Origin of the sequence: Pseudomonas sp. PS01301 (genome assembly GCF_029960215.1) — a bacterium.
Taxonomy (GTDB): Bacteria; Pseudomonadota; Gammaproteobacteria; order Pseudomonadales; family Pseudomonadaceae; genus Aquipseudomonas; species Aquipseudomonas coleopterorum.
The window spans coordinates 18456-38897 of record NZ_JASCPM010000044.1; the positions used below are offsets into that span (position 1 = coordinate 18456).

At 63.3% G+C, this 20442-nt stretch carries 17 protein-coding genes; 14 read left to right on the forward strand and 3 right to left on the reverse strand.

The window, feature by feature from the left end:
- Position 1: 1 nt before the first annotated feature.
- From QMX89_RS18900 to QMX89_RS18920, 5 genes are all read left to right on the forward strand, one after another.
- Positions 2 to 1015 carry a hypothetical protein gene (locus tag QMX89_RS18900; protein ID WP_282349385.1) on the forward strand — a complete coding sequence of 338 codons (1014 nt, stop codon included), beginning with the start codon at positions 2 to 4 and terminating at the stop codon, positions 1013 to 1015.
- Positions 1016 to 1147: 132 nt separating this feature from the next.
- Positions 1148 to 3514 carry an ATP-binding protein gene (locus QMX89_RS18905; protein WP_282349386.1) on the forward strand — a complete coding sequence of 789 codons (2367 nt, stop codon included), beginning with the start codon at positions 1148 to 1150 and terminating at the stop codon, positions 3512 to 3514.
- A 76-nt stretch (positions 3515 to 3590) separates the two neighbouring features.
- A complete protein-coding gene (locus tag QMX89_RS18910) occupies positions 3591 to 3995 on the forward strand; it encodes an antitoxin Xre-like helix-turn-helix domain-containing protein (protein ID WP_282349387.1) in 405 nt (134 codons plus the stop codon).
- A gap of 11 nt (positions 3996 to 4006) precedes the next feature.
- Positions 4007 to 4681 carry an RES family NAD+ phosphorylase gene (locus tag QMX89_RS18915; RefSeq protein WP_282349388.1) on the forward strand — a complete coding sequence of 225 codons (675 nt, stop codon included), beginning with the start codon at positions 4007 to 4009 and terminating at the stop codon, positions 4679 to 4681.
- A 95-nt stretch (positions 4682 to 4776) separates the two neighbouring features.
- Positions 4777 to 5646, forward strand: a complete 870-nt coding sequence (locus QMX89_RS18920) for an EthD domain-containing protein (RefSeq protein WP_282349389.1) — start codon at positions 4777 to 4779, stop codon at positions 5644 to 5646.
- Positions 5647 to 5700: 54 nt separating this feature from the next.
- Here the strand turns inward: QMX89_RS18920 and QMX89_RS18925 are convergent, their stop codons facing one another.
- A complete protein-coding gene (locus tag QMX89_RS18925; RefSeq protein ID WP_282349390.1) occupies positions 5701 to 7023 on the reverse strand; it encodes a Gfo/Idh/MocA family oxidoreductase in 1323 nt (440 codons plus the stop codon).
- A 126-nt stretch (positions 7024 to 7149) separates the two neighbouring features.
- Positions 7150 to 9558 (reverse strand): DUF3772 domain-containing protein, encoded by a 2409-nt coding sequence (locus QMX89_RS18930; protein WP_282349392.1) that lies wholly within the window; start codon positions 9556 to 9558, stop codon positions 7150 to 7152.
- Positions 9559 to 9795: 237 nt separating this feature from the next.
- Here QMX89_RS18930 and pstS point away from each other — a divergent pair, with 237 nt between their 5' ends.
- The 6 genes from pstS (at position 9796) to QMX89_RS18960 (ending at position 14976) form a co-directional block, all read left to right on the forward strand.
- Positions 9796 to 10827 (forward strand): phosphate ABC transporter substrate-binding protein PstS, encoded by a 1032-nt coding sequence (gene pstS / locus QMX89_RS18935; RefSeq protein WP_282349394.1) that lies wholly within the window; start codon positions 9796 to 9798, stop codon positions 10825 to 10827.
- A gap of 77 nt (positions 10828 to 10904) precedes the next feature.
- On the forward strand, positions 10905 to 11870 hold the full coding sequence (pstC, locus tag QMX89_RS18940; RefSeq protein ID WP_049859739.1) for a phosphate ABC transporter permease subunit PstC: 966 nt from the start codon (positions 10905 to 10907) through the stop codon (positions 11868 to 11870).
- Positions 11870 to 12763, forward strand: coding sequence for a phosphate ABC transporter permease PstA (pstA, locus tag QMX89_RS18945; protein WP_049859738.1), 894 nt, complete (start codon positions 11870 to 11872; stop codon positions 12761 to 12763). Before pstC ends, pstA begins: the two co-directional genes overlap by 1 nt.
- A 76-nt stretch (positions 12764 to 12839) precedes the next feature.
- The gene (gene pstB, locus QMX89_RS18950; RefSeq protein WP_010210300.1) at positions 12840 to 13601 is read left to right on the forward strand and encodes a phosphate ABC transporter ATP-binding protein PstB; all 762 of its coding nucleotides are present in this window, start codon (positions 12840 to 12842) and stop codon (positions 13599 to 13601) included.
- A gap of 54 nt (positions 13602 to 13655) precedes the next feature.
- A complete protein-coding gene (locus tag QMX89_RS18955) occupies positions 13656 to 14357 on the forward strand; it encodes a hypothetical protein (RefSeq protein ID WP_049859737.1) in 702 nt (233 codons plus the stop codon).
- Positions 14358 to 14418: 61 nt separating this feature from the next.
- Positions 14419 to 14976 carry a hypothetical protein gene (locus QMX89_RS18960; RefSeq protein ID WP_349012896.1) on the forward strand — a complete coding sequence of 186 codons (558 nt, stop codon included), beginning with the start codon at positions 14419 to 14421 and terminating at the stop codon, positions 14974 to 14976.
- Between the two features lie 9 nt (positions 14977 to 14985).
- Here the strand turns inward: QMX89_RS18960 and QMX89_RS18965 are convergent, their stop codons facing one another.
- Positions 14986 to 16923, reverse strand: coding sequence for a sigma 54-interacting transcriptional regulator (locus QMX89_RS18965; protein ID WP_282349397.1), 1938 nt, complete (start codon positions 16921 to 16923; stop codon positions 14986 to 14988).
- A gap of 233 nt (positions 16924 to 17156) precedes the next feature.
- Here QMX89_RS18965 and QMX89_RS18970 point away from each other — a divergent pair, with 233 nt between their 5' ends.
- The 3 genes from QMX89_RS18970 to QMX89_RS18980 all read left to right on the forward strand — a co-directional run bounded on the left by QMX89_RS18970 (position 17157) and on the right by QMX89_RS18980 (position 20199).
- Entirely contained in the window at positions 17157 to 18038 is an 882-nt protein-coding gene (locus QMX89_RS18970; protein ID WP_282349398.1) for a DUF1932 domain-containing protein, read from the forward strand.
- A 10-nt stretch (positions 18039 to 18048) separates the two neighbouring features.
- Entirely contained in the window at positions 18049 to 18753 is a 705-nt protein-coding gene (locus QMX89_RS18975; protein WP_122742139.1) for an RraA family protein, read from the forward strand.
- Positions 18754 to 18837: 84 nt separating this feature from the next.
- On the forward strand, positions 18838 to 20199 hold the full coding sequence (locus tag QMX89_RS18980) for a citrate:proton symporter (protein WP_056842606.1): 1362 nt from the start codon (positions 18838 to 18840) through the stop codon (positions 20197 to 20199).
- The last annotated feature ends 243 nt before the right edge of the window (positions 20200 to 20442 follow it).

Here is a 20442-nt window from a genome sequence, read left to right on the forward strand (position 1 = left end):
CATGCAGCCGACCGTACAGCCACAAGCGTCGCCCGCCGATCGGGCGGCCATGGGTCCTGCCTACTTGATCTGGATAGCGGTCGGGCTGTTCGGCAGTCTGGCGCTGTTCGCCAGCCTGATCATGGGTCTGCGCGTCACCGGCAACCTGCCGCCGCCGGCATTCTCCAACAGCCTGTGCGCGGACGAGAAACTGGGGTTCATGCGCGAGCACTCGGTGTCGGCGCCCAACGTGCTGGTGATCGGCTCCTCGGTCGCCTGGCGCCACTTCGACGGGCAGACCGTAGCTGAACGAGCGCCCGGCGTGCGGCCACTCAATGGCGCGTTCTGTGGGCTGCACGCCAACCAGTCGGTGTACGTTGCCAACTGGCTGCTGGACCGCGAAACCACGGTCGAGCAGGTCCTGATGATCGTCGATCCGCTGGATTTCGCGGGATGCAGCACGGTTGCGACTGCGGTCTTCGACCGCCGCGACGCCGATGCCTATGTGTATGGACAAGGCTCGGCGTGGCTGCCCTACATGCGTTATTTCACCCCCGGCTCCTTGCTGCGCAACGCCCGCACGGTCAAGGCCCAGCGGGCCGGGCAGATCGAGTTCGATCCACTGGTGTTCAACCGATATGGCGACGGCCCGCTCGACACGCAGAATTCCCGGGATTTGCTCTACGGTCAGCCCGAACCGCTGGACCCGACCTGCTTTGCGGCGCTGGACAGCCTGGCCCAGCGCTTGAAGCGTGAAGGGCGCCAGTTGACCGTGGTGGCGACGCCGCTGCATCCGCAGTGGAAAGCCGAACACGAAAGCCGCGGTCAGTTGCTGGCCGAGTTCGACAGCCGATTGCGCCAGACCCTGGCGCACAGCGGCGCGCAGTTCTGGAACGCCGACACTGACCATCGGATCAGCGAGACAGCTTTCGTCGATGCCATCCACCTGCGCTGGAGTGCGGCCCAGGCACTGTCCGTCGATATTGCGGCGCGCCTGGCGCCGGCCTCGCAGATGGCTGTGGTACAGCGCCAGTAGCCTTTGCTGCCGGCGCTTCGAGCGCCATGCAGGTCGCTGAAAAAATCCTTGCAGAACCCGTCGAAACGTTAAAAACCTGTCACGCTTCGGCGCTGCTAGTCTGCCCGTACGCACCCTACGGGCAATTGCATCATGAAGGCTTGGGTCATTTCCCTGATCGCGCTGGGCTGCAGCGCTGCGCTCGATGTCCAGGCGCTGGCGTTGACTGACCCCGAGCGCGCCTGGATACGCGACAACCCGGTGGTGGAGTACGCGGTCGATCCGTATTGGCCCATCGAGTACGTAGAAAATGGCCAGCACCGCGGCTTGACCCGCGATTACATCGATCACATTCAGCGCACCACCGGCCTGCGCCTGGTTCGAGTGCCCAGCGCCAACTGGCAGGCGACCCAGCAGGCCTTGGCCACGGGACGATTGATGCTGGCCTCGGTCGTGTCCGAGCGGTTACTGGGCGCGCAACCCCGCAGCCAGATGCTGTTGACCCAGCCGTATTTCTTTGGCGCAACGGTGGCCATCACCCGCGCCAGCACGCCGATGCTGTTCACTGCCAGCCGCTTGGCCGGGCAGACTGTGGCGGTGAAGGGCGGGGGTGGCTATGAAAACTACCTTCGCCAGCACCATCCCGATGTTCACCTGCTGCTGATTGCCGATGCCGAGCAGGCCCTGGCCGCCGTGGCCGAGCAGCGCGCCGATGTGGCGATCGGCCTGGATGCAGTGCTGCAACCCATGCTGCGCCGCAAATATGCCGGTCGCCTGCACTTGGCCGGGGTGGTGACAGACATGCCTGTGGTGCTGGCCATGGGCGTGTCACCCAGCGAGCCGCTGTTGCTGAGCATTGTCGACAAGGCGCTGCAGAGCCTGACGTCCAAGGCTACCGACGACATCTACGAGCGCTGGTTGGTGCAGACCGATTTCGGCGCGCCGACTTGGCAGACCCTGGCCCAATACTACTGGCCGGAAATCGTCGCCGGTGTCCTGCTACTGCTGCTGCTCGGGGCCCTGGCTCGCCGTGCCCGTTTAGCGCAGCGCCGCGCGCAAAGCAGCGAGCGACGCATGGCGCGTTTTCTGGCCATGCTCAGCCACGAGATCCGCACGCCGATGAACGCGGTGCTGTCGGCCATCGAATTGCTGTCGCGCAGCGCTTTGGGTGCCCGCGAGCAGCAATGGGTCGGCCTGGCCAACGATTCGGCCGTGAACCTGCTCGAGCTGCTCGACGATGTGCTGGAGATCACCCGCCTGGATGCAGGCGCCGTGCGACTGGACCCGCAGCCCACCAATCTCGTCGAATTGGGCCGCAGCGTCGCCGAACTCTATCGCCTGCAAGCACACCGCAAAGGCCTGACCCTGGAGTACCGCGCACGAGGGCTGGATCATGGGTCAGTCAGGATCGACAGGCTGCGGCTGCGCCAGATCCTGTCCAATCTGCTGTCCAACGCAGTGAAGTTCACCCACCAGGGTAAGGTCGGCCTGGCCCTGGACTGCAGAATGATCGACAACGGCTCGGCCGCACAGCTCACCATCGAGGTCAGCGACAGCGGGGTCGGTATCGCATCGGATCGCCAGAACGAGGTGTTCGATGCCTTCACCCAGGCCCACGACAGCACGGCCGAGCGCTACGGTGGTAGCGGGCTGGGCCTGGCCATCTGCAAAGAGCTGGTGCAGCTCATGGGTGGCAGCATCGCGCTGCACAGCATCGTGGGCCGGGGTACCGAAATCACCTGCCGCCTGCCCGTGGTGCTGGAAGCGCTTGCACCAGTGGTGTCGCCAGTAGCGGCGCCGGCTTTGCAGGACGAGCCACTGGCGTTGCGGCAGACGGTGCTGGTGGTGGAAGACCACGTACTCAACCAACACGTCATCGCCCAGCAACTGGAGACGCTCGGCTACCCGAGCACCGTGGCCGGGACCGGTGCACAGGCCCTGGCCGCCATCACCGAGCAGGATGATCTGGGCCTGATATTAGTGGATTGTCAACTGCCGGACATCGATGGCTACACCTTGGCTCGGCGGATCCGGCAACTGTCCGGAGCCAGTGCGCACTTGCCCATTGTCGCCATCTCTGGCGCCAGCGACCCCGAGCACGTCGAACGCTGCTACGCCAACGGCATGAACGATGTATTACTCAAGCCCCTGCAACTGGCAGCTTTGGCGCGAGTGTGCAGTCAGTTTCTCGCCCTGGACCCGCAATGGGCCGCTCTACCTGCATGGACACTCGATGCGACAACCCAGGAGGCCCTCGATCGACTGCTGGTTGTTACATGCCGGGACGACTTGCGCGAGCTGACCCAGGCCTTGGAGAACCAGCAGTTGCCTCCGGCGTTTGCTTTGGCGCACCGCATGCAAGGCGCTGCGCGCATGACCGGCGCCATGGACCTGGCCGAGGCGCTGCAGCGTCTGCAGCAACGCCTCGGGTCAATCGCGCTGCCGTCCATAGGTTGGCAGCCATGGGTCGAGGAGGTGTACCAGGCGCTGGACGACCATGAGCGGTCGCCCAAAGGTTAGATGATAGGCCCATGATTTGATTCTATAGACCTTTAGATGCTAAATTTGCGTCTGAAGACCAATAGAGGATCTGACCATGACGGCCTCGCCGCAAAACGTCGAGTTTACCCGTAACCAGTGTGTAGCAGGTCTGCGCGCGGCTTTGCGCATCCTGGACAGATGGCAGGCGTCGGGCGAGCAGGCCTGCAAGATCCTGCGTATCTCGCGCAGCACGTACACTCGTGGCCGACAGGGAGATGCCCAATGGTCCGTGAGTCTGGACATGGATCAGATGCACCGCATCAGCTTCGTGCTCAACATCCATGCCGCCTTGCGCACGGTTTTCGACAATCCGGAAAACGTCTACGGCTTTCCGGGCATGGAAAACGCCAATGCTTTCTTCAATGGGCGCAAACCGCTCGACATCATGGCCCAAGGTGACTTCATCTCACTCTACGAAACCTTCCGCCGCGTCGATGCGTTGCGGGGCGCACAATGGTGACGGCGGCGCGCTTGCCCACCTCGCCTGGCACCGCCGTGCAGACCCATCGTCTGGTCAATTCGAGGTTTCCGCCCATTGCACTGTTCGACGATGTCGCCGATGCCGAAGAATTCGAAGTGCTCTACCGGCTTCAGGCGCTGACCAATCCCAGGCTGCAGAATGAGGTCGGCACCCTGCAGTTGATCCCGTTGGAGCAGATCCCGTTCGGCATCGTCGGCTGCTCCTATGCTACCGCGCCCTTCACCCACGTCAACCCGGACGGCTCGCGTTTCAGTGACGGCAGCTACGGCGTGCTGTACCTGGCCGACACGGTCGAGACGGCGATTGCCGAGGTGCACCATCACCAGAACCGCTATTGGGCGAAGGTTGCGGGCTTGAACTACGAGCGGTTCGTATTCCGCAGCCTGGTCTGCGTATTCATTGGCAGCGGCTGTCGGGATGCCACCGAGTTGTCGCTTCACGACGCCATCTATGCGCCCGACGACTACAGCGCTGCCAATGCCCTGGGTGCGCAGCTTCGGCAACTGGGCGCCGCGGGCCTCCAGTACCATTCGGTCCGCTCGCCGGGCAACCATTGCTGGGCATTGATGACCCCACGGCATGTCGCCTCGATCATCCAGAGCGCCCATTACGAAATGATCTGGAACGGTGGCATTACCAGCGTCAACCGAGTTTCCAAACCCTAGCAGCACTTCCCCTGCGGAAGCGTAAGCAGTCAAGTTGAACCCGTGCCCAGCCACGGTCTCTGAACAGACACTGTTTCCAATCCCACGGGTGATGCATGATCGAAATCAACAGCTATACCACTGTCAAACGTCGACCACGGGTACCGCACGACGTCTTCGCTCACTACTGGCGCGATGTGCACGGCCCCTTGTGCGCGCGCCTTCCAGGGCTGGGCCTGTACATTCAGCACCATCTTTCCCGCGAGCAGGATGCCCACTTGTGGCCCCTTGCTGACGGCATCCAGGAAATCAGCGACTACGAACTCGACGGCGGTGTGGAAATCGGCTTTCTGTCTGCAGCGGATCAAAAGCAGTTCCAGGACGCCAGCTCGCTGCTGTTCAGCGACGAGCAGAACATGTTCGAGGAAACCCTGGCCTATGATCTGCCCGAAGGTTCGATCAATCTGGTCAACCGAACCGGCGATGAAGTGATGAATGGCCTGGACCAGGCTGATCGCATTCATCTGCACCTGAGCCCGCGCGGCACCATGGAAAGCCTGCACAACTACCTGCGCGACGAGCTGGGCCCATTGCTGGCGGCCAGCGACGCGGTGCTCAAGGTGCGTCTGCACCTGTGCGCGCCGTTCAACAACGATGGCATGCATCCGCCGGCGCCGGATGTCGCCCACACCGCGACGCCGGTACGTGAGCAACTGGCCGTGCTGGAGATCGCATTCGTCAGTCCGCTGGCGCGTCGGAAGTTTTTCCAGAGCGACGAATTCCAGCAGTCGCAGGCAGCACAGGCACGGCATATCGCCCAACTCAAGGCCTTTGCGGTGTCCGGCGTGTATACCTATGTGTATGACGGCGAAATCACCACGGCTGGCCTGCGTGGCAGTCGCGCTGCCGAGCTGATCGACTACCTGGGCGCCAACAACCAGATCACCGCCGACATCAACGCCTTGTTCTCACCCGAGCGCAGCTGACCACTCGACTGGACTGGCGCGAGGGCGTGCGTCTGTACGCCCTAGGCCGATCCTTCAGCTCTGCTTGGGCGGCGTCCCACGGAAGTGATCCAGGCCCGGCACCGGTTCCAGCTTCACTGGCTGGCCGGTGCGGGCGCTTTCGTAGATCGCTTCCATCAGCTTGTGGTCCTGCACGCCTTCCTCCCCCGGTGTCCAAGGCTGCTGGTCGTGCAGCACGCACTGGGCCATGTGGTCCAGCTCCTGAGCAAACTGGTTCTTGGGTTGCAGGGTCAGGCGACCGTTGCGGGTCGCGTCACCGTCGCGCTCGATGATGGACAACTGCTGGCCCTGATAGAGAAACGCATTGGGCATGTCGACGCAGGCGCTTTCCAGATTCAGGCGCTGATACTTGTCGTCGCGCGCACCGTAGCTGGTGAGGCAGTTGGCGAAGGTGCCCGAGGGAAAGCGCAGGGTGAATTGAACGGTTTCCTCGACCTGCGCGTAACGCGGGTCACCGGCCGGCGAGTACAGTTGGGCGAACACTTCGACCGGCTCTTCGCCGGTGATGAAGCGGGCGGTATTCAGGCAATACAAACCGATGTCCGGCAGCGAACCGCCGCCGGCCATGTCCTTCTTGTGCCGCCACTGTCGCTCGCCGTCCTCGGCCACCGTCTGGGTATTAGTCGCCGTGTAGGCGACCAGGCGACCGTGCTGCTTGTCCTGCACCAGCTTGCGCGCGCGCAGGTTGTAGGGTTCGTACTGAATTCGGTAGGCGACCATCAGCTTGACCTTGGCCTGACGGCAGGCTTCGACCATCGCCTGACCGTCCCTGGAAGACACCGACATCGGCTTTTCGGTCAGCACATGCTTGCCTGCGGCCGCCGCCCGCTCGCAGAACTGGCGGTGCATGGCATTGGGCAAGACGATGTACACCACCTTGATGTCCGGATTGTCGGCGATCCGCTCGAAGTCCTCGTAGCTGTAGCAGGCCTCGGGCTTGATGCCGTACTGGGTCGCGACCGCCTTGAGCTTGTCCGGGGTACCGGACACCAGCGCCACCGGCTTGGCGTACAGCGATTCACCGAAGGCGGGAAGAATTTCCTCGAGAGACAGTCGACCCAGGCCGACGATGGCGAAGCCGACGCGCTGATCAGGTGGCAATGGGGTAGCCGGTTGCGAGGAGGGCGTATCGGCGGGACCGCGCCAAGGTGGAAAGGTCACGCTGCCTTTTTCGACCTTGCCCACATCCACCACCGTAGGGGGCGTGAACCCCTCGGCCATGGCTTGAGGCGCGAGGGCCGCGGTGCCTGCCGCTGCGGCAAGCAGCTTGCACAGTGAGCGACGGTTGAGTTCGGGGGGGTTGAGTCCGGTGGGACGGTCGGGCGGGACGGAAGTCATGCAGCTTCTCCTTGAAGGCGACGGAACCGAGCGGTCGCTTGCGCACACGACCGCTACAGAACCGACCTTCGCGCCGCGGCTACGGTTTCCTCGCCTTGGGCGGGGACAGACCAACGGCGCCGGGCATCAAGCCACGGGCTTCGGCTCCTGCACAGGCGCGGCGTCCACCTTGTCGTTGATCAGCAACATGCTCTGCGGCGCGGACAGCGCCACGCCCATGGTGCGCAGGCGATCCAGAATGGTGAACAGCAGGTCGCTGCGCGTGCCGCCGACCGAGCGCGGGCTGTTGACGAAGCCGCTGACGCTGATCAGCAAGCCAGCGCTGGTCAGGTCCTTGAAGGTCACTGAAGGTGCCGGGTCGGCGAGTACCGCTTCATGCTCGGTGTAGGCGGTCATCAGCAGTTCGCGGATCTTCAGCACGTCGGTGTCCAGGGGCAGGGTGAGGGTGATGCCCACCACACCCAAGGCGTTGCCCATGGTCACGTTGCGCACGTTCTGGGTGATGAACTGCGAGTTGGGCACGATCACCGTGGAACGGTCGCCCATCTGGATCTCCGTGGCGCGGACATTGATGCGGCGAATGTCGCCTTCCACACCGGCCAGGCTGACCCAGTCGCCGACCTTGACGGGCCGCTCGGTCAGCAGGATCAGGCCGGAGATGAAGTTCTGCACGATCGCCTGCAGGCCGAAGCCGATACCCACCGACAGCGCACTGACCACCCAGGTCAGGTTGGTCAGGCTGATGCGCAGCGTCGACAGTACGCCGATCCCCAGCAGTACGAAGCCGATGTAGCCCACCAGCGTCACCAGCGAGGCGCGCATGCCGGCGTCCATGTTGGTTTCCGGCAGCAGGCGATCACCCAGCCAGTTCTTCAGGATGCGGATGCTCAGCAGTCCCCCGACCAGCAGCACCACGGCCAGGAGGATGTCGCCGGGAACGATATTCAGATCGCCAAGGGATTTGCTGCCCACGTCCAGGCGGGCGAAGCTGGCCAGCAGTTCGCTGGGGTTCGAACCGGATGGCATGAAGGCCAGGACCAGCGCAATGCACAGCAGCAAGGTCCGGCCGATGCCGGCGAGCAGGGTGCTGGCCTGGGCCTGATGGCGTGGCGACAGCCCGAGCATGGCGCCCAAGGCCTGACCGCCCGCTTGCTTGGGCGACAGCAGGGTTTCGCAGATGTCGACGAAGAACACGGTCAGCAGGTAGGCCGTGGAGGTCACCAGGCCGATCCACAGCAGCTTCACGGTCAGCACGTAGGCCAGGGTCAGATAGCCGCTGAGCAACCCCAGCAGGATGATGCCGACCCAGACTGCGAGAATGAACGGGATCAGTCCGACGAAGCCTGCGGTGCGCTCCAGCGCCAGGCGGCGCCGGGTCCGGCGCACGCGCACCAGGCCGTAGACGAAGATCAGCGCGACCAGCAGCGCGGTCAGGCCGTTCACCGCGACCGACAACGCAAGGCTGCTGGCGATCACGCTGTTGATGCGCTCGAACGTGCCGGTCACCATCAAAGACAGCGCCAGCACGGCCGGAAGACCACCGATGGCGGTAGCAACCGGGTCAGGAATGTTGGGCAGACGCCACGACGGATTGGGCAGCATCAGCAGGGCGCGGCCCATGCCCACCAGAAACGCGCAGAACAAAATCAACGTCTGCACCTGATCGATCAGGTTGAGCACATTGGCGCTGGGCTGGGAGTGGCTGACAATGCCCCACTGCAGCAGCGAGGTCGCGGCGCTGATGGTGAGCACCGTGGTCAATCCCGTGGCCAGGGCCAGGGTACTGCGGCGCAATCGTCCCTCGGGAAACCAGCGGATCATGGCCCGCACGAGCAGTCGTTCGATCAAGCGCCGGGCCACCACCCACACCAGCAGGGCAGACAGCAGGATCATTATGAAGGTCCCGCGCGAGCCGGGCGCCATGGCGGTGTCAAAGACTTGCTTGACGTCCTGCCACAAGCCACCGAGCTTCCTCACGTCCTCTTCGGTGGGCCGAATCAGGCTGGACCAGAAGGCAGAACTCAAAGGACTGGCCGAGCGCGTGCTGATCTGGGTGTCGAGCAGGTTGCGGCGCAAATTGAGGATCTGCGCGGCCAGGTCGCTGGCCGAGGTGCTCAGGGCAGTGGTGTCGGTCTGGTCGGTGGTCAGCGCTTTTTTCTGGTTGACCAGGGTCCGACGTTGCGCGGTCAGGGTCTGCGGCTCGTCGGGCTGGGCGGCGCCCAGCACGTTGAGCTGGTCGTCCAGATGGCCCATGTCCACGCTCTGGCGGGCGAGCAGGGCTTCGGCCTGACGCTGCACCTGCAGGGCCGCCTGGCGCAGACTGGCGAGCAGGTCGTCATTGGCGGCGGTGGACACTTTCTGCCGGATCTGGTCGAGCTGGTCGCTGAGCTGCGCCGGCGTGGCCAGGACTTCGACCGGCGCGCTGTCGGTGCTGGCCGCGGGGGCCGGCGCGGGTTCGGCTAGGGCGGGCACACTGGCCCATAGGCACAAGGCCAGCAAGCCCATACACCAACGATTGATCATGGATTGCCGCATCTTTCGATTCTCTTTGAGCGGAGGTCCGCGCGCGCGGACCTCGGAAACGTGAAAACACCGATTGCCTTTGCCTGACTACCGAGGATGGACACGCGAGGGCCGGGGGAGGTTACAACATGTGAATGAGATTGAGGCCCCCGTTTTGCGCGAATTGGACTGCACCGGTCGTCGGATTCATCAAACCGTCACAAAAGCTGTGCACAGTTCCGTTGCCCTTTATCTCAGTGAGTTTCTTAGATGAAAAGTTTGATGAAGTCTGCCGCGCTCGCCGTTGCCGTTTCGCTCAGCGCCAGCGCCATGGTTTTCGCCGCTGACGGCATTCGCTTGACCGGCTCTGGCGCCAGCTTTCCGGCCCCGATCTACCTCACCTGGTTCAAGGACTTCAGCAAGAAATCCGATGGCGTGACCGTCGACTACCAGTCCAAGGGGAGCGGTGCGGGCGTACAGGACTTTTTGAACAAGACCGTCGATTTCGCCGCCAGCGACTCGGCCATGAAAGATGAAGACATCGCCAAGGTCGCCGAAGGCGCCCAGCTGCTGCCGATGACTGCAGGCGAGATCGTTCTGGCCTACAACCTGCCAGGCAGCCCCAAGGGCCTGAAACTGCCGCGCGACGTCTACTCCAACATCTTTCTGGGCAAGATCACCAAGTGGAACGATCCGCAGATCGTGGCCGCCAACCCGGACCTGAAACTCACCGACATGCCGATCACTGTGGTCGTGCGTGCCGACTCCAGCGGCACCACCGCGGTGTTCACCAAGCACCTGGCGACCATCAACCCGGCGTTCAAGGCTGACCTGGGCGAGGGCAACACCGTCAACTGGCCTGCCAGCGACAAGTTCATCAAGTCGCCCAAGAACGATGGCGTGACTGCCACCGTGCGCCAGACCCCGGGCGCGATCGGCTACATCGAATACGGCTTCGCCAAACTGGCCAAGGTCGACTTCGCCGTGCTGCAGAACAAGGCTGGCAAGTACGTGGTACCGAACGCCGAGAGCGGCGCCGAGGCCCTGGCCGCGGTGAAGATGCCGGAAAACCTGGTGGCCTGGCTGCCGGACCCCGAGGGCGAGAAGTCCTACCCGATCACCACCTACACCTGGATGATCTTCCGCAAGGACAACGGCAACCCGGCCAAGGCCAAGGCCATGCGCGACATGATCGAGTACAGCCTGACCGAAGGCCAGAAGATCGCCGACTCGATGGGCTACATCCCGCTGCCGCCGTCGGTTGTCGAGCAGGTTCGCAAAGCCAGCGCCAACATTCAGTGACAGACGCGGGACCTCGCTCGGCAACGGCTTGACGGCCCTGGCCGGCGAGGTCTTCTTCCACACCCCGGAACTTATCGATGAACAGCCCTTTCGTTGTACCGGATAACCCGGACTCAGCCTGCCAGCCGCCTTCGACGAAGGACTTTCTGGTCGACCGCACGTTTCGTGCGCTTGCGCGCGTCGGTGTGGTACTGATTCTGGCCGTGGTATTTGCCCTGATTTTCGAAGTAGGGCGCAAGGCACTGCCCGGCATGGAAAAACATGGCTTCGACGTGCTGTTCGGCAGCGTGTGGGACGTCAACCAGGGCAAGTACGGCATTCTGCCAGCCATCTGGGGCACGCTCTACAGCGCTTTTATCGCACTGGTCATCGCCGGCTTCTTCGGCATCAGCATGGCGATCTTCCTGACCCAGGATTTCCTGCCGGCCAAGCTGGCTTCCGTGTTTCGTACCATCGTCGAGCTCCTCGCTGCCATTCCCAGCGTGGTCTACGGCCTGTGGGGCATCTACGTGGTGATCCCGGCCATTCGTCCGCTGACCACCTGGCTGCACACCGAACTGAGCTGGATCCCCTTTTTCGGCACATCGCTGAGCGGACCGGGCCTGCTGCCTGCCGCGCTGGTGCTGGCCATCATGATTCTACCGACCATCGCTGCCGTGTCTCAGGACGCCCTGACCGCCGTGCCGATGAAAACCAAGCAAGCGGCCTATGGCATGGGCACCACCCACTGGGAAGCGATCCTCAAGGTCATGGTGCCGTCTGCCGCGACGGGCATTTTCGGCTCGCTGGTGCTGGGCCTGGGTCGGGCCCTGGGTGAAACCATGGCCCTGGCAATGCTGGTGGGTAACGCCAACAACATCTCGCTGTCGCTGTTCGCACCGGCCAACACGCTGGCGGCGCTGCTGGCGCTGAACTTCCCGGAAGCCGGGCCGGGCGAGATCGAAGTGCTGATGTACGCAGCCCTGGTGCTGATGCTGATCACCCTGATCGTCAACGTCATCGGCTCCATGCTCATGGTCTACGCACAACGGGGGACTAAATGATGAACAGCCTGAGCACGCCCACCGCCGCCTTGCCCAGTCTGCAACGCAAGTTCGAAGGCCGCGCCCTGCGCAGCCTGGTGCTGACGACCCTGGTCTGGGCGGGCGCGCTGATTGCCAGCGTGCCGCTGCTGTCGGTGCTGTACATGCTGATCACCCGCGGTGGGGCGCGTTTGAGCCTCGAGGTGTTCACCGAACTGCCACCCACCGGTTTCGAAACCGGCGGCGGCTTCGGCAACGCCATGGCCGGTACCTTCGTGATGGTCGGCATCGCTGCGGCGATCGCCGTGCCGGTCGGCATCATGGCGGCGGTGTTCCTGGCCGAACTGGGTCCCGACAGCAAGCTGGCCAACGCCGCGCGTTTCGCGGCGAAGATGCTCACCGGGCTGCCGTCGATCCTGGCCGGGGTATTCGCCTATGCGCTGGTGGTGATGACGACCGGTACCTATTCGGCCCCTGCAGGCGGCGTGGCCCTGGCGGTGTTGATGCTGCCGATCGTGGTGCTGACCGCCGAAGAGTCGATGAAGATGGTGCCCAAGGTGATGAAGGACGCCGCCTATGGCATGGGCTGCACGCGCTCCCAGGTGATCTGGAAGATCATCCTGCCCACCGGCATGCCAGCGATTCTTACCGGGGTCATGCTCGCCGTGGCACGCGCCGCCGGGGAAACCGCGCCGCTGTTGTTCACCGCGCTGTTCAGCAACTACTGGATCTACCACGACGGCAGCCTGGCGGTCATGAACCCCACCGCTTCGCTGGCCGTGCTGATCTACAACTTTTCCGGCATGCCCTTCGACAACCAGTTGGAGCTCGCCTGGGCGGCCTCCCTCGTGTTGGTGATGATCGTGCTGTTTGTGAACATTGTCAGTCGTGTTTTCGGCAAGCCCAAGTTCTGAGAATGGGAGCACCTATATTGTGAGTGTACTATCCGTGCAAAAAGCCGTCCCGTTCGCGACCCAGGCACCTGTGGTCATGGACTGCAAGCTCGACAAGATTTTCTACGGCAACTTCATGGCCGTGCGTGACAGCCACGTGCCCATCGAGAAGAACAAGATCACCGGCTTCATCGGCCCCTCGGGCTGTGGCAAGAGCACCGTGCTGCGCAGTTTGAACCGCATGAACGACCTGGTGAAAGGCTTTCGCTTCGAAGGCCACGTGCACTTCCTGGGTCAGGACGTGTACGGCAAGGGCGTGGACCCGGTGGTGGTGCGCCGTTACATCGGCATGGTGTTCCAGCAGCCCAACCCGTTTTCCATGAGCATCTTCGACAACGTCGCCTTCGGCCTGCGGCTGAACCGCTACAAGGGCGACCTGGGCGATCGGGTCAAGCACGCGTTGCAGGGTGCCGCGCTGTGGGACGAGGTCAAGGACAAGCTCAAGGTCAGCGGCCTGTCGCTGTCCGGTGGCCAGCAACAGCGTCTGTGCATCGCCCGCGCCATTGCCACCGAGCCCGAGGTGCTGCTGCTCGACGAGCCGTGTTCGGCGCTCGATCCGATCGCCACGCGCCGGGTCGAGGAACTGATGGTGGAGCTCAAGAAGGATTACACCATCGCCCTGGTCACCCACAACATGCAGCAGGCCATCCGCGTCGCCGACACCACCGCGTTTTTCTCGGTGGACATCTCCCAGGGCACGCGCACTGGATACCTGGTGGAAATGGGCCCGACCGCGCAGATCTTCGAGAACCCGCGCGAACAGATGACCGGTGATTACATCAGCGGCAAGTTCAGCTGACCGATGGCAGGAAGCCCTCGTTTTGCCTCACTCCTCAAGGATTCAGGATCATTCATGTCGGTAACCCGTCGTCTTGATTTGGCCGCGATCGAACGAGCCCTGCGTGAAGTGCAGGGCCGCTTCGCCGAGCTCAGCAAGCACTTCACCGAGCAGCGTGATCCGTTGACCGACGAGGTGGTGGAGAACGTCCTGGCCGGCTACGCCCTGGTCGACGACTACGTGGCGCAGGGGGTGGACCTGTTCGATCTGCAACAGGTCAACCTCATGCTGGAGATCAACGCCACCGTGCTCTGCGGGCGTGATCCGGCGCGCCGCGTCGAGTTCGCCCAGCACCTGGCCGCCACGGAAGAGCATTTCTTCAACAATACCGAAGGCGGCATCAAGGACCTCTACAACTGGTACTGCACCTACCGCAGCGAGTCGGTCTGGAAGCGTGCTGCAGGCGTGTATGTGCGCATTCTGAGCAAGCCGCAGCTGTTCATCGAAGGCAACAACCGCACCGGCTCGCTGATCGTCAGCTACCTGCTGATCCGCGCAGGGCTACCACCTTTCGTGCTCTCGGTGGATAATGCGCCGGGCTATTTCAACCCCTCGTCGGTGATCCGCAATTCCGCCAAGCATGGCGTCAAGGCGCTTTACGAATTGCCCAAGATCAAGAAGAAGTACGCCGCCTTTCTCGAAGAACAGGCGCCGGACCCGAAAAAGTTCTTCCTCACTCACAAGCAGCTGGCGCTGCATGAGGGCAGGGGACGATGAATCCGACACTCGACAAACGTGGCTCAAACCGATGTGGCAAGCGATCACAGGTCTTATTCCGATGAATCCGTTCAACCGTCCGCGCGTGCGTATTTCATTCGACATCGACGACACCCTGGCATGCCTGCCCCGTCACAGCGAGGCCGAGCGCAGCTGGCTGCCAGGCTTCGTCCACCGCTGGCTGGGTGAGCCACTGCGTATCGGCACCCGCTCCTTGACCCGTGAACTGCGCCGTCAGGGTTGCAGCATCTGGGTGTACACCTCGTCGGGCCGCACGCCGGCCTACATCAAGCGCTGGCTGCTGTTGCACGGCATTCGGGTGGATGGCGTGGTCAACAGCGAGGTCCACAGCCGGGCCCTGGCCAGCCATGGCATGAGCCTGTCGCCGTCGAAGTTTCCGCCGGCCTTCGATATCGACCTGCACGTCGACGACTCCGAAGGCGTGGAAAGCGAGGGCCACGAGCACGGCTTTCGCGTGGTCGTGGTCCGTCCCGATGACGATCGCTGGACGCACCGCGTGCTGGATGCGGTGGCGGTGGTCCAGGCGCAATTGACGCGTCAGCAGCAGCCTGTACGCCAAGCCCAGCCGGTCCGCCAGCGCGTCCAGGTCTATTCCTGAAGCCCCAGCCTAGCCCTTCACCGATGATTCCTGCGGCCCGTAAAGACGGGTCGCAGCGAAGGCCTCCGGGTCTGTTTCCTGATACTTCTTCATGCGCCGCCACAGGGTCGTGGTGCTGATCTGCAACAGCCGCGCCGCCTGTTCGCGGTTGCCTCGCACGCTCTGCAACGTGTCGAGCAGCACCTGCTGCTCGCTGCGGGCAAGTCCAGGGGTGGCCGGGGCGGGCGGGGGCAAGTCTTCCAGTGCTTCTTCCACCCAGGCGCCGCTCATGTCGCGGCCCTGGCTCATGACCGCCAGACGTTCGACGATATTGCCCAGTTGACGAATGTTGCCCGGCCATTCGTGGGCGCTCAGCCGCGCCAGTAGCTGCGGCCCAGGGTGCGCAGCGGGGATGCCAGAGCTGGCCAGCAGGTGCGTGACCAGTTCCGGAATGTCCTGCCGGCGTTCGCGCAGGGCAGGCAGTTGCAGTTTGAGCACGCAGATGCGGTAGAAGAAGTCCTCGCGAAACAACCCCTGGGCCACCAACTGCGGCAGGCGTTTGTTGCTGGCGGTGATGATGCGAATGTCCACCGGTGTGACCTTGTCGTCGCCGATTCGCACCACCTTGCGCTCCTGCAGGGTGCGCAGCAGTTTGAGCTGGATCTCCGCCGATGTTTCGCTGATCTCGTCGAGAAAGATCGTGCCGGTGTGAGCCAGTTCGAACACGCCGGCCTTGCCCTCGGCCAGGGCACCGGTGAAAGCGCCTTTCACGTAGCCGAACAGCTCGCTCTCCAGCACGCCAGGCGCGAAGGCTGCGCAGTTGATCGCCACGAACGGGCCGTGGCGGCGTTTCGAGGCGTTGTGAATGCTCTGGGCGAACAGCTCTTTGCCGGTCCCGGTTTCGCCTTCGATCATCACCGTGCTGTCCACCGCAGCGAAGGTCTGCGCCAGCCGCTTGGCCTTGGCCAGTGCCGGACTGCTGCCGATGATCGAAGCGAAGGTGTTCTCGGCCACGTGCTGGCGCGCCAGTTGCCGGCGCATCTTCTGCTCGATGGCTTTGATTTCAGTCTGCTTCTGCAGGGTTGCGACGGCGCCGATCACCTGTTGGCCCAAGGTGATCGGCGCGATGCTCAGGGTCAGCGACAGGCGCCCCAGATTGATCAGGGCGCCACGCACCGCCTCGCCCTTGTCCAGCACACGGGCGAAGTAATCCTGGGGCAGCAGACCGGCCACCTTGTCGCCACAGCCTACGGCTCCCAGGTACTGTGTGGCGACATTGTTCATGTTGGTAATGACCCCGTCGCTGTCGATGCTGAAAATGCCTTCGGACACGCAATCGAGGATAGAGCGGATCATTTCGTAGCGGCCCTGCAGTTCCAGCCGTTTGTGCAGACGCTCCTGCTCGATGCGCAGCAGGTGCAGGGCTTCGTCGATGGCATCGACGGCGGCGTCGGCATCGGCCTCGGACATCACGTAGCGCAGGCCGCGTGCCCTGACCGCTGGCTCCAGCGACAGACCACCGATGGCCACTTCGATGCCTTCGGCCTGCAGACGGTCGAGTTGCAGGTCGGTGCTCTGGGCGCTGCCGAACGGGTCGATCGAGCAGATGGTCACCTCCGGCATGAAAGGCCGGGCCTTTTCCAGGATGGCGGCGTAACCGTCCGAAGTGGCGAGGAAGGCGATTCGCTGCGACACCTTCAGCGCCTGGTGGTAGGCATTGATGCAATCGAAAAAGGTATGACGCACCTCCACGATCGGCACCTGGAAGCGCTCGCGCAGCACGCTGGCGGTCTTGCCGCGGCTGATCAGCACACTGGCGCCCGCATCGAGCGCCTGTTGCGCCATCAGTACCGCCTGGTGCTGCGCGGCCTCCACCACGGCCACGGTCAGGCCGCGTCGTTCCAATACCTGGTTCATTACGGCGGTAAGGGTGGTGGAGGGGGAGATGACAGCCAGTTTGCCCTGCATGAGAGGCACCCTTCTTGTTGGAGTTGTCATGGATCGATGGCACGCATTGCACGTTAGGGGCTGATGAAAGCTTTTGCAATCAAGTGAAATTTTCCTGCACGCGAGCGAACTGACGTCCTGTATTTTCGCTGACCTTAACTCACTGATCCTGCTGGATAAAAACTCCACCAGCGAACGTTGGCACATGCCTTGCTCCCACTCCTTCAATAACAATACAAAGAAGGAACACACGGATGAAACTGGTCTTCATCGGGTTTGGCGAGGCCGCCTACCACCTGGCCACCGGTCTGCACACCCAAGCCGATCTGCAACTCGGCGCCTACGATGCCCACGCAGACGATCCCCAGCGCGGCGCGGCGATCCGCCAGCGCGCCGAGCACATCCGAGTCACGCTCTTCGACTCTCTGGAAAACGCCTGCCAAGGCGCTCGCTTCATCCTCTGTCTGACCAGCGCCAGCAGCGCCCTGGCAGTGGCCGAGCGCATCCTGCCGCTGCTCGTAGCCGGGCAAACCTATGTCGACATGAACTCGGCCGCGCCCACCGTCAAGCAGGCTATCGACGCATTGCCCAGGGCCGAAGGCGTGGCGTTCTGCGACGCCGCGGTCATGGGCACGGTGCCTGGCAACAATCACCGCGTGCCCATGTTGCTGGCAGGTGAGGGCGCATCGGTTTTTGCCGAAGCGTTCACGCCCTACGGCATGCGCCTGACCATGCTCGACGCGGAGGCGGGCGCCGCGTCGGCGATCAAGATGCTCAAAAGCGTGGTGATGAAAGGCCTGCCGCAACTGCTGATCGAAGCCTTTCAGGCGGGGGAGAAGTTCGGCGTGCTCGACACACTGGTCGAGTCGCTGGGCGAATCCCTCGATGGCAAGACCGTCGAGCAACTGGCCAACACCTTTACCGCCCGCACCCTGATCCACGCCAAGCGCCGCAGCGCCGAGATGGACGACGTGGTCGCCACCCTCGAAGACGCCGGGGTCGACGCCACCATGTCCCGGGCCAGCCATCGCCAGCTGGAAAAGCTCGCCGCCACCGACTGGCACACGCAACTGGGCGAGAACGGCAGCGAACTGGACTACCGCGCCGCCATTCGCCACCTGGTCAACCATCGCTGAGGACCACTCCATGAATACCGAACACTATCTGCCGCTGCCTGAACTGATCCCCCAAGACCTGCTCGACCGATTCCGCAAGCTCAGTCCCGCCCAGTTGTGCGATGGCATGGCCAAGCTGGGCATCGCCCGCAACGGCGCCATGGACGCCGACCTGATGCCGCTCGACGAGCGCAAGATCATGCTTGGCACCGCGTACACCGTCGACACCGAAGACGGCGACAACTTTCCGATTCACGTGGCCGTGTATCAAGGCCAGCCTGGTTACGTACTGGTGGTCGCCGGCAAGGGCTACCCGGGGCGGGCCTACATCGGCGACCTGATGGCGGGCGCTGCGCAGGCTGTCGGGCTCACCGGGCTGGTCATCGATGGCTGCGTGCGCGACAAGGTACCGCTCGCCGAGCTGGACATCCCTGTCTACGCCAAGGGCTTCATGCAGCGCAGTCCCGGCAAGCAGGGGCCCGGCAAGATCAACACCACCGTGACCTGCGCCGGTGTCGAGGTGGCAGCGGGCGATCTGGTGTTCGGCGATTACGACGGCGTTACCGTGGTGCCGCGGGCACGCCTGTTGGAAGTGCTCGAAGCATCGGAAAAGAAGAGCGCCTACGAAGAGCAGCGCCGCGAAGTGATCGACCACTACGTGCGCTGCCGCGACGGCGGCGAGCCGCTGCCTGAGCTGGCACCCGACTGGGTCACCCAATTGCTGCAGGGCCGCTGAAGACCGACAGGCTCGGCGGCCAAAGCCGGGCCTGCGCAACAGACGCTGCTTCTCACGATAAAAATAATAGGTGGAGACGTTCGGATGCTGACCATTCTGGGCTATACGTTGATCACGTCGTTCCTGCTGCTGGTGATCAAGCAGAAACTTTCGCCCTTCACTGGCTTGATCGTCGTGTCACTGGCGGTCGGAGTGCTGGTGTGCCTGCTCAGCGGTGTGCCGCTGGAGATGATCATCAAGTGGATCAGGGAGGGCCTGTTCTATTCCCAGGGCGCAGACGGCAAAGTCTCTCTGGGCACCGTGAACCCGACAGTGATGATTCTGTTCGCCGTACTGTATTTCAGCCTGATGATGAACGTGGGGCTGTTCGACCCGCTGTGCACCTACCTGATCCGCAAGGCCAACGGCGACCCGCTGAAGATCATCCTGGTGACGGCATTCACCTCCTCGGTGGTGACCCTGGACGGTGACGGCACCACCACCATCCTGATCATCACCACCGCGTTCCTGCCGCTGTACAAGCAGATGGGCATGAAGCTGTCCAACCTGGCCATGCTGATCATCCTGCCGTGCGGGCTGGGCAACTGCCTGCCCTGGGGCGGCCCGTTGGCACGGGCAGCGGCGGTGCTGAACCTTGAGGTCAACACGCTGTTCGTGGCGATCCTGCCGATTCTGGGGGTGTCGTTCATCTACGTGTTCGGCATGGCGTATCTGATGGGCATCAAGGAGCGCAAGCGCCTGGGCTTCGTTGCCGGTGAAAAGGTCATTGTCACCGCCGAGCAGATCGCCGACATGGTCACGGTCATCGAAGACCACGACAAGGAACTGAAGCGGCCCAAGCTGTTTCTGTTCAACCTGGCACTGACGGTAGCCATGCTGGTGATCCTCATCGCCGGCTGGGCCAGTGGCGCGGTGGTGTTCATGCTGGGCACGGCGCTGGCACTGACCGTCAATTACACCGCGGTAGAGCAGCGCGAGCGCATCACCGCGAACGGCGGCGATGCCGTGGCGGTGGCATCGATCATTCTGGCGGCGGGCTGCTTTCTCGGCATATTCAACGGCAGCGGCATGGCCGGCGCGGTGGCTGAGCACATGGCCAGCCTGATTCCCGAGTCGATGGGCAGCCACACGGCGCTGATCTTCGCTTTCCTCGGCGCGCTGGCCTGCTACGCACTGCCGGTGGACGCCTACTATTTCGGCATCCTGCCGGTGGTCGCGCCGATCGCGTACAGCTTCGGCATCACCCCCACCGAAATCGGCGTCGCTTCGTTCATGGGCCAGGCGCTGCGCTACGCCAGCCCGACCGTGGCCTGGCTGTTCCTGCTGATGAACCGCACCGAGATGACCTTCGGTGAATACCAGAAGGAGTTCTTCAAGTGGTCGCTGCCGATGTTCGGGATTTTTCTGGTCACGGCAATCGTGACCGGTGAACTGCCCATTGGTTGAGCTCAGTGGTTGGCGTTCATCGTGCCTGCGGTGAATTCCGATCAAACGGCCGAGGGGCGAGCCGGTCTATCCCTGTACAGCAAGTGCAGGGATACCCCCTGCGCCATCGTCGAGGGCAAAACGTGAACCCCGTATTCTAATTGACTGAAGCCGCCGACGCGCTGGGCTGCTGATAGACGGCGTCGGCGGCTTCGCGGGCCCCGCCCCCGCCGACGGGTATCAGGCGCCCACCCGGTGGGGCGG

What these genes read in the sequence shown, in the direction of transcription:
- pstA (WP_049859738.1), top strand. Translation starts at nt 11,870, where the DNA reads ATGAACAGCCTGAGCACGCCCACCGCCGCCTTGCCCAGTCTGCAACGC.
- QMX89_RS18965 (WP_282349397.1), bottom strand. Translation starts at nt 16,923, where the DNA reads ATGCAGGGCAAACTGGCTGTCATCTCCCCCTCCACCACCCTTACCGCC.
- pstS (WP_282349394.1), top strand. Translation starts at nt 9,796, where the DNA reads ATGAAAAGTTTGATGAAGTCTGCCGCGCTCGCCGTTGCCGTTTCGCTC.
- QMX89_RS18910 (WP_282349387.1), top strand. Translation starts at nt 3,591, where the DNA reads ATGACGGCCTCGCCGCAAAACGTCGAGTTTACCCGTAACCAGTGTGTA.
- QMX89_RS18955 (WP_049859737.1), top strand. Translation starts at nt 13,656, where the DNA reads ATGTCGGTAACCCGTCGTCTTGATTTGGCCGCGATCGAACGAGCCCTG.
- pstB (WP_010210300.1), top strand. Translation starts at nt 12,840, where the DNA reads ATGGACTGCAAGCTCGACAAGATTTTCTACGGCAACTTCATGGCCGTG.
- QMX89_RS18930 (WP_282349392.1), bottom strand. Translation starts at nt 9,558, where the DNA reads ATGCGGCAATCCATGATCAATCGTTGGTGTATGGGCTTGCTGGCCTTG.
- QMX89_RS18925 (WP_282349390.1), bottom strand. Translation starts at nt 7,023, where the DNA reads ATGACTTCCGTCCCGCCCGACCGTCCCACCGGACTCAACCCCCCCGAA.
- pstC (WP_049859739.1), top strand. Translation starts at nt 10,905, where the DNA reads ATGAACAGCCCTTTCGTTGTACCGGATAACCCGGACTCAGCCTGCCAG.
- QMX89_RS18920 (WP_282349389.1), top strand. Translation starts at nt 4,777, where the DNA reads ATGATCGAAATCAACAGCTATACCACTGTCAAACGTCGACCACGGGTA.
- QMX89_RS18900 (WP_282349385.1), top strand. Translation starts at nt 2, where the DNA reads ATGCAGCCGACCGTACAGCCACAAGCGTCGCCCGCCGATCGGGCGGCC.
- QMX89_RS18975 (WP_122742139.1), top strand. Translation starts at nt 18,049, where the DNA reads ATGAATACCGAACACTATCTGCCGCTGCCTGAACTGATCCCCCAAGAC.
- QMX89_RS18905 (WP_282349386.1), top strand. Translation starts at nt 1,148, where the DNA reads ATGAAGGCTTGGGTCATTTCCCTGATCGCGCTGGGCTGCAGCGCTGCG.
- QMX89_RS18970 (WP_282349398.1), top strand. Translation starts at nt 17,157, where the DNA reads ATGAAACTGGTCTTCATCGGGTTTGGCGAGGCCGCCTACCACCTGGCC.
- QMX89_RS18980 (WP_056842606.1), top strand. Translation starts at nt 18,838, where the DNA reads ATGCTGACCATTCTGGGCTATACGTTGATCACGTCGTTCCTGCTGCTG.
- QMX89_RS18960 (WP_349012896.1), top strand. Translation starts at nt 14,419, where the DNA reads ATGAATCCGTTCAACCGTCCGCGCGTGCGTATTTCATTCGACATCGAC.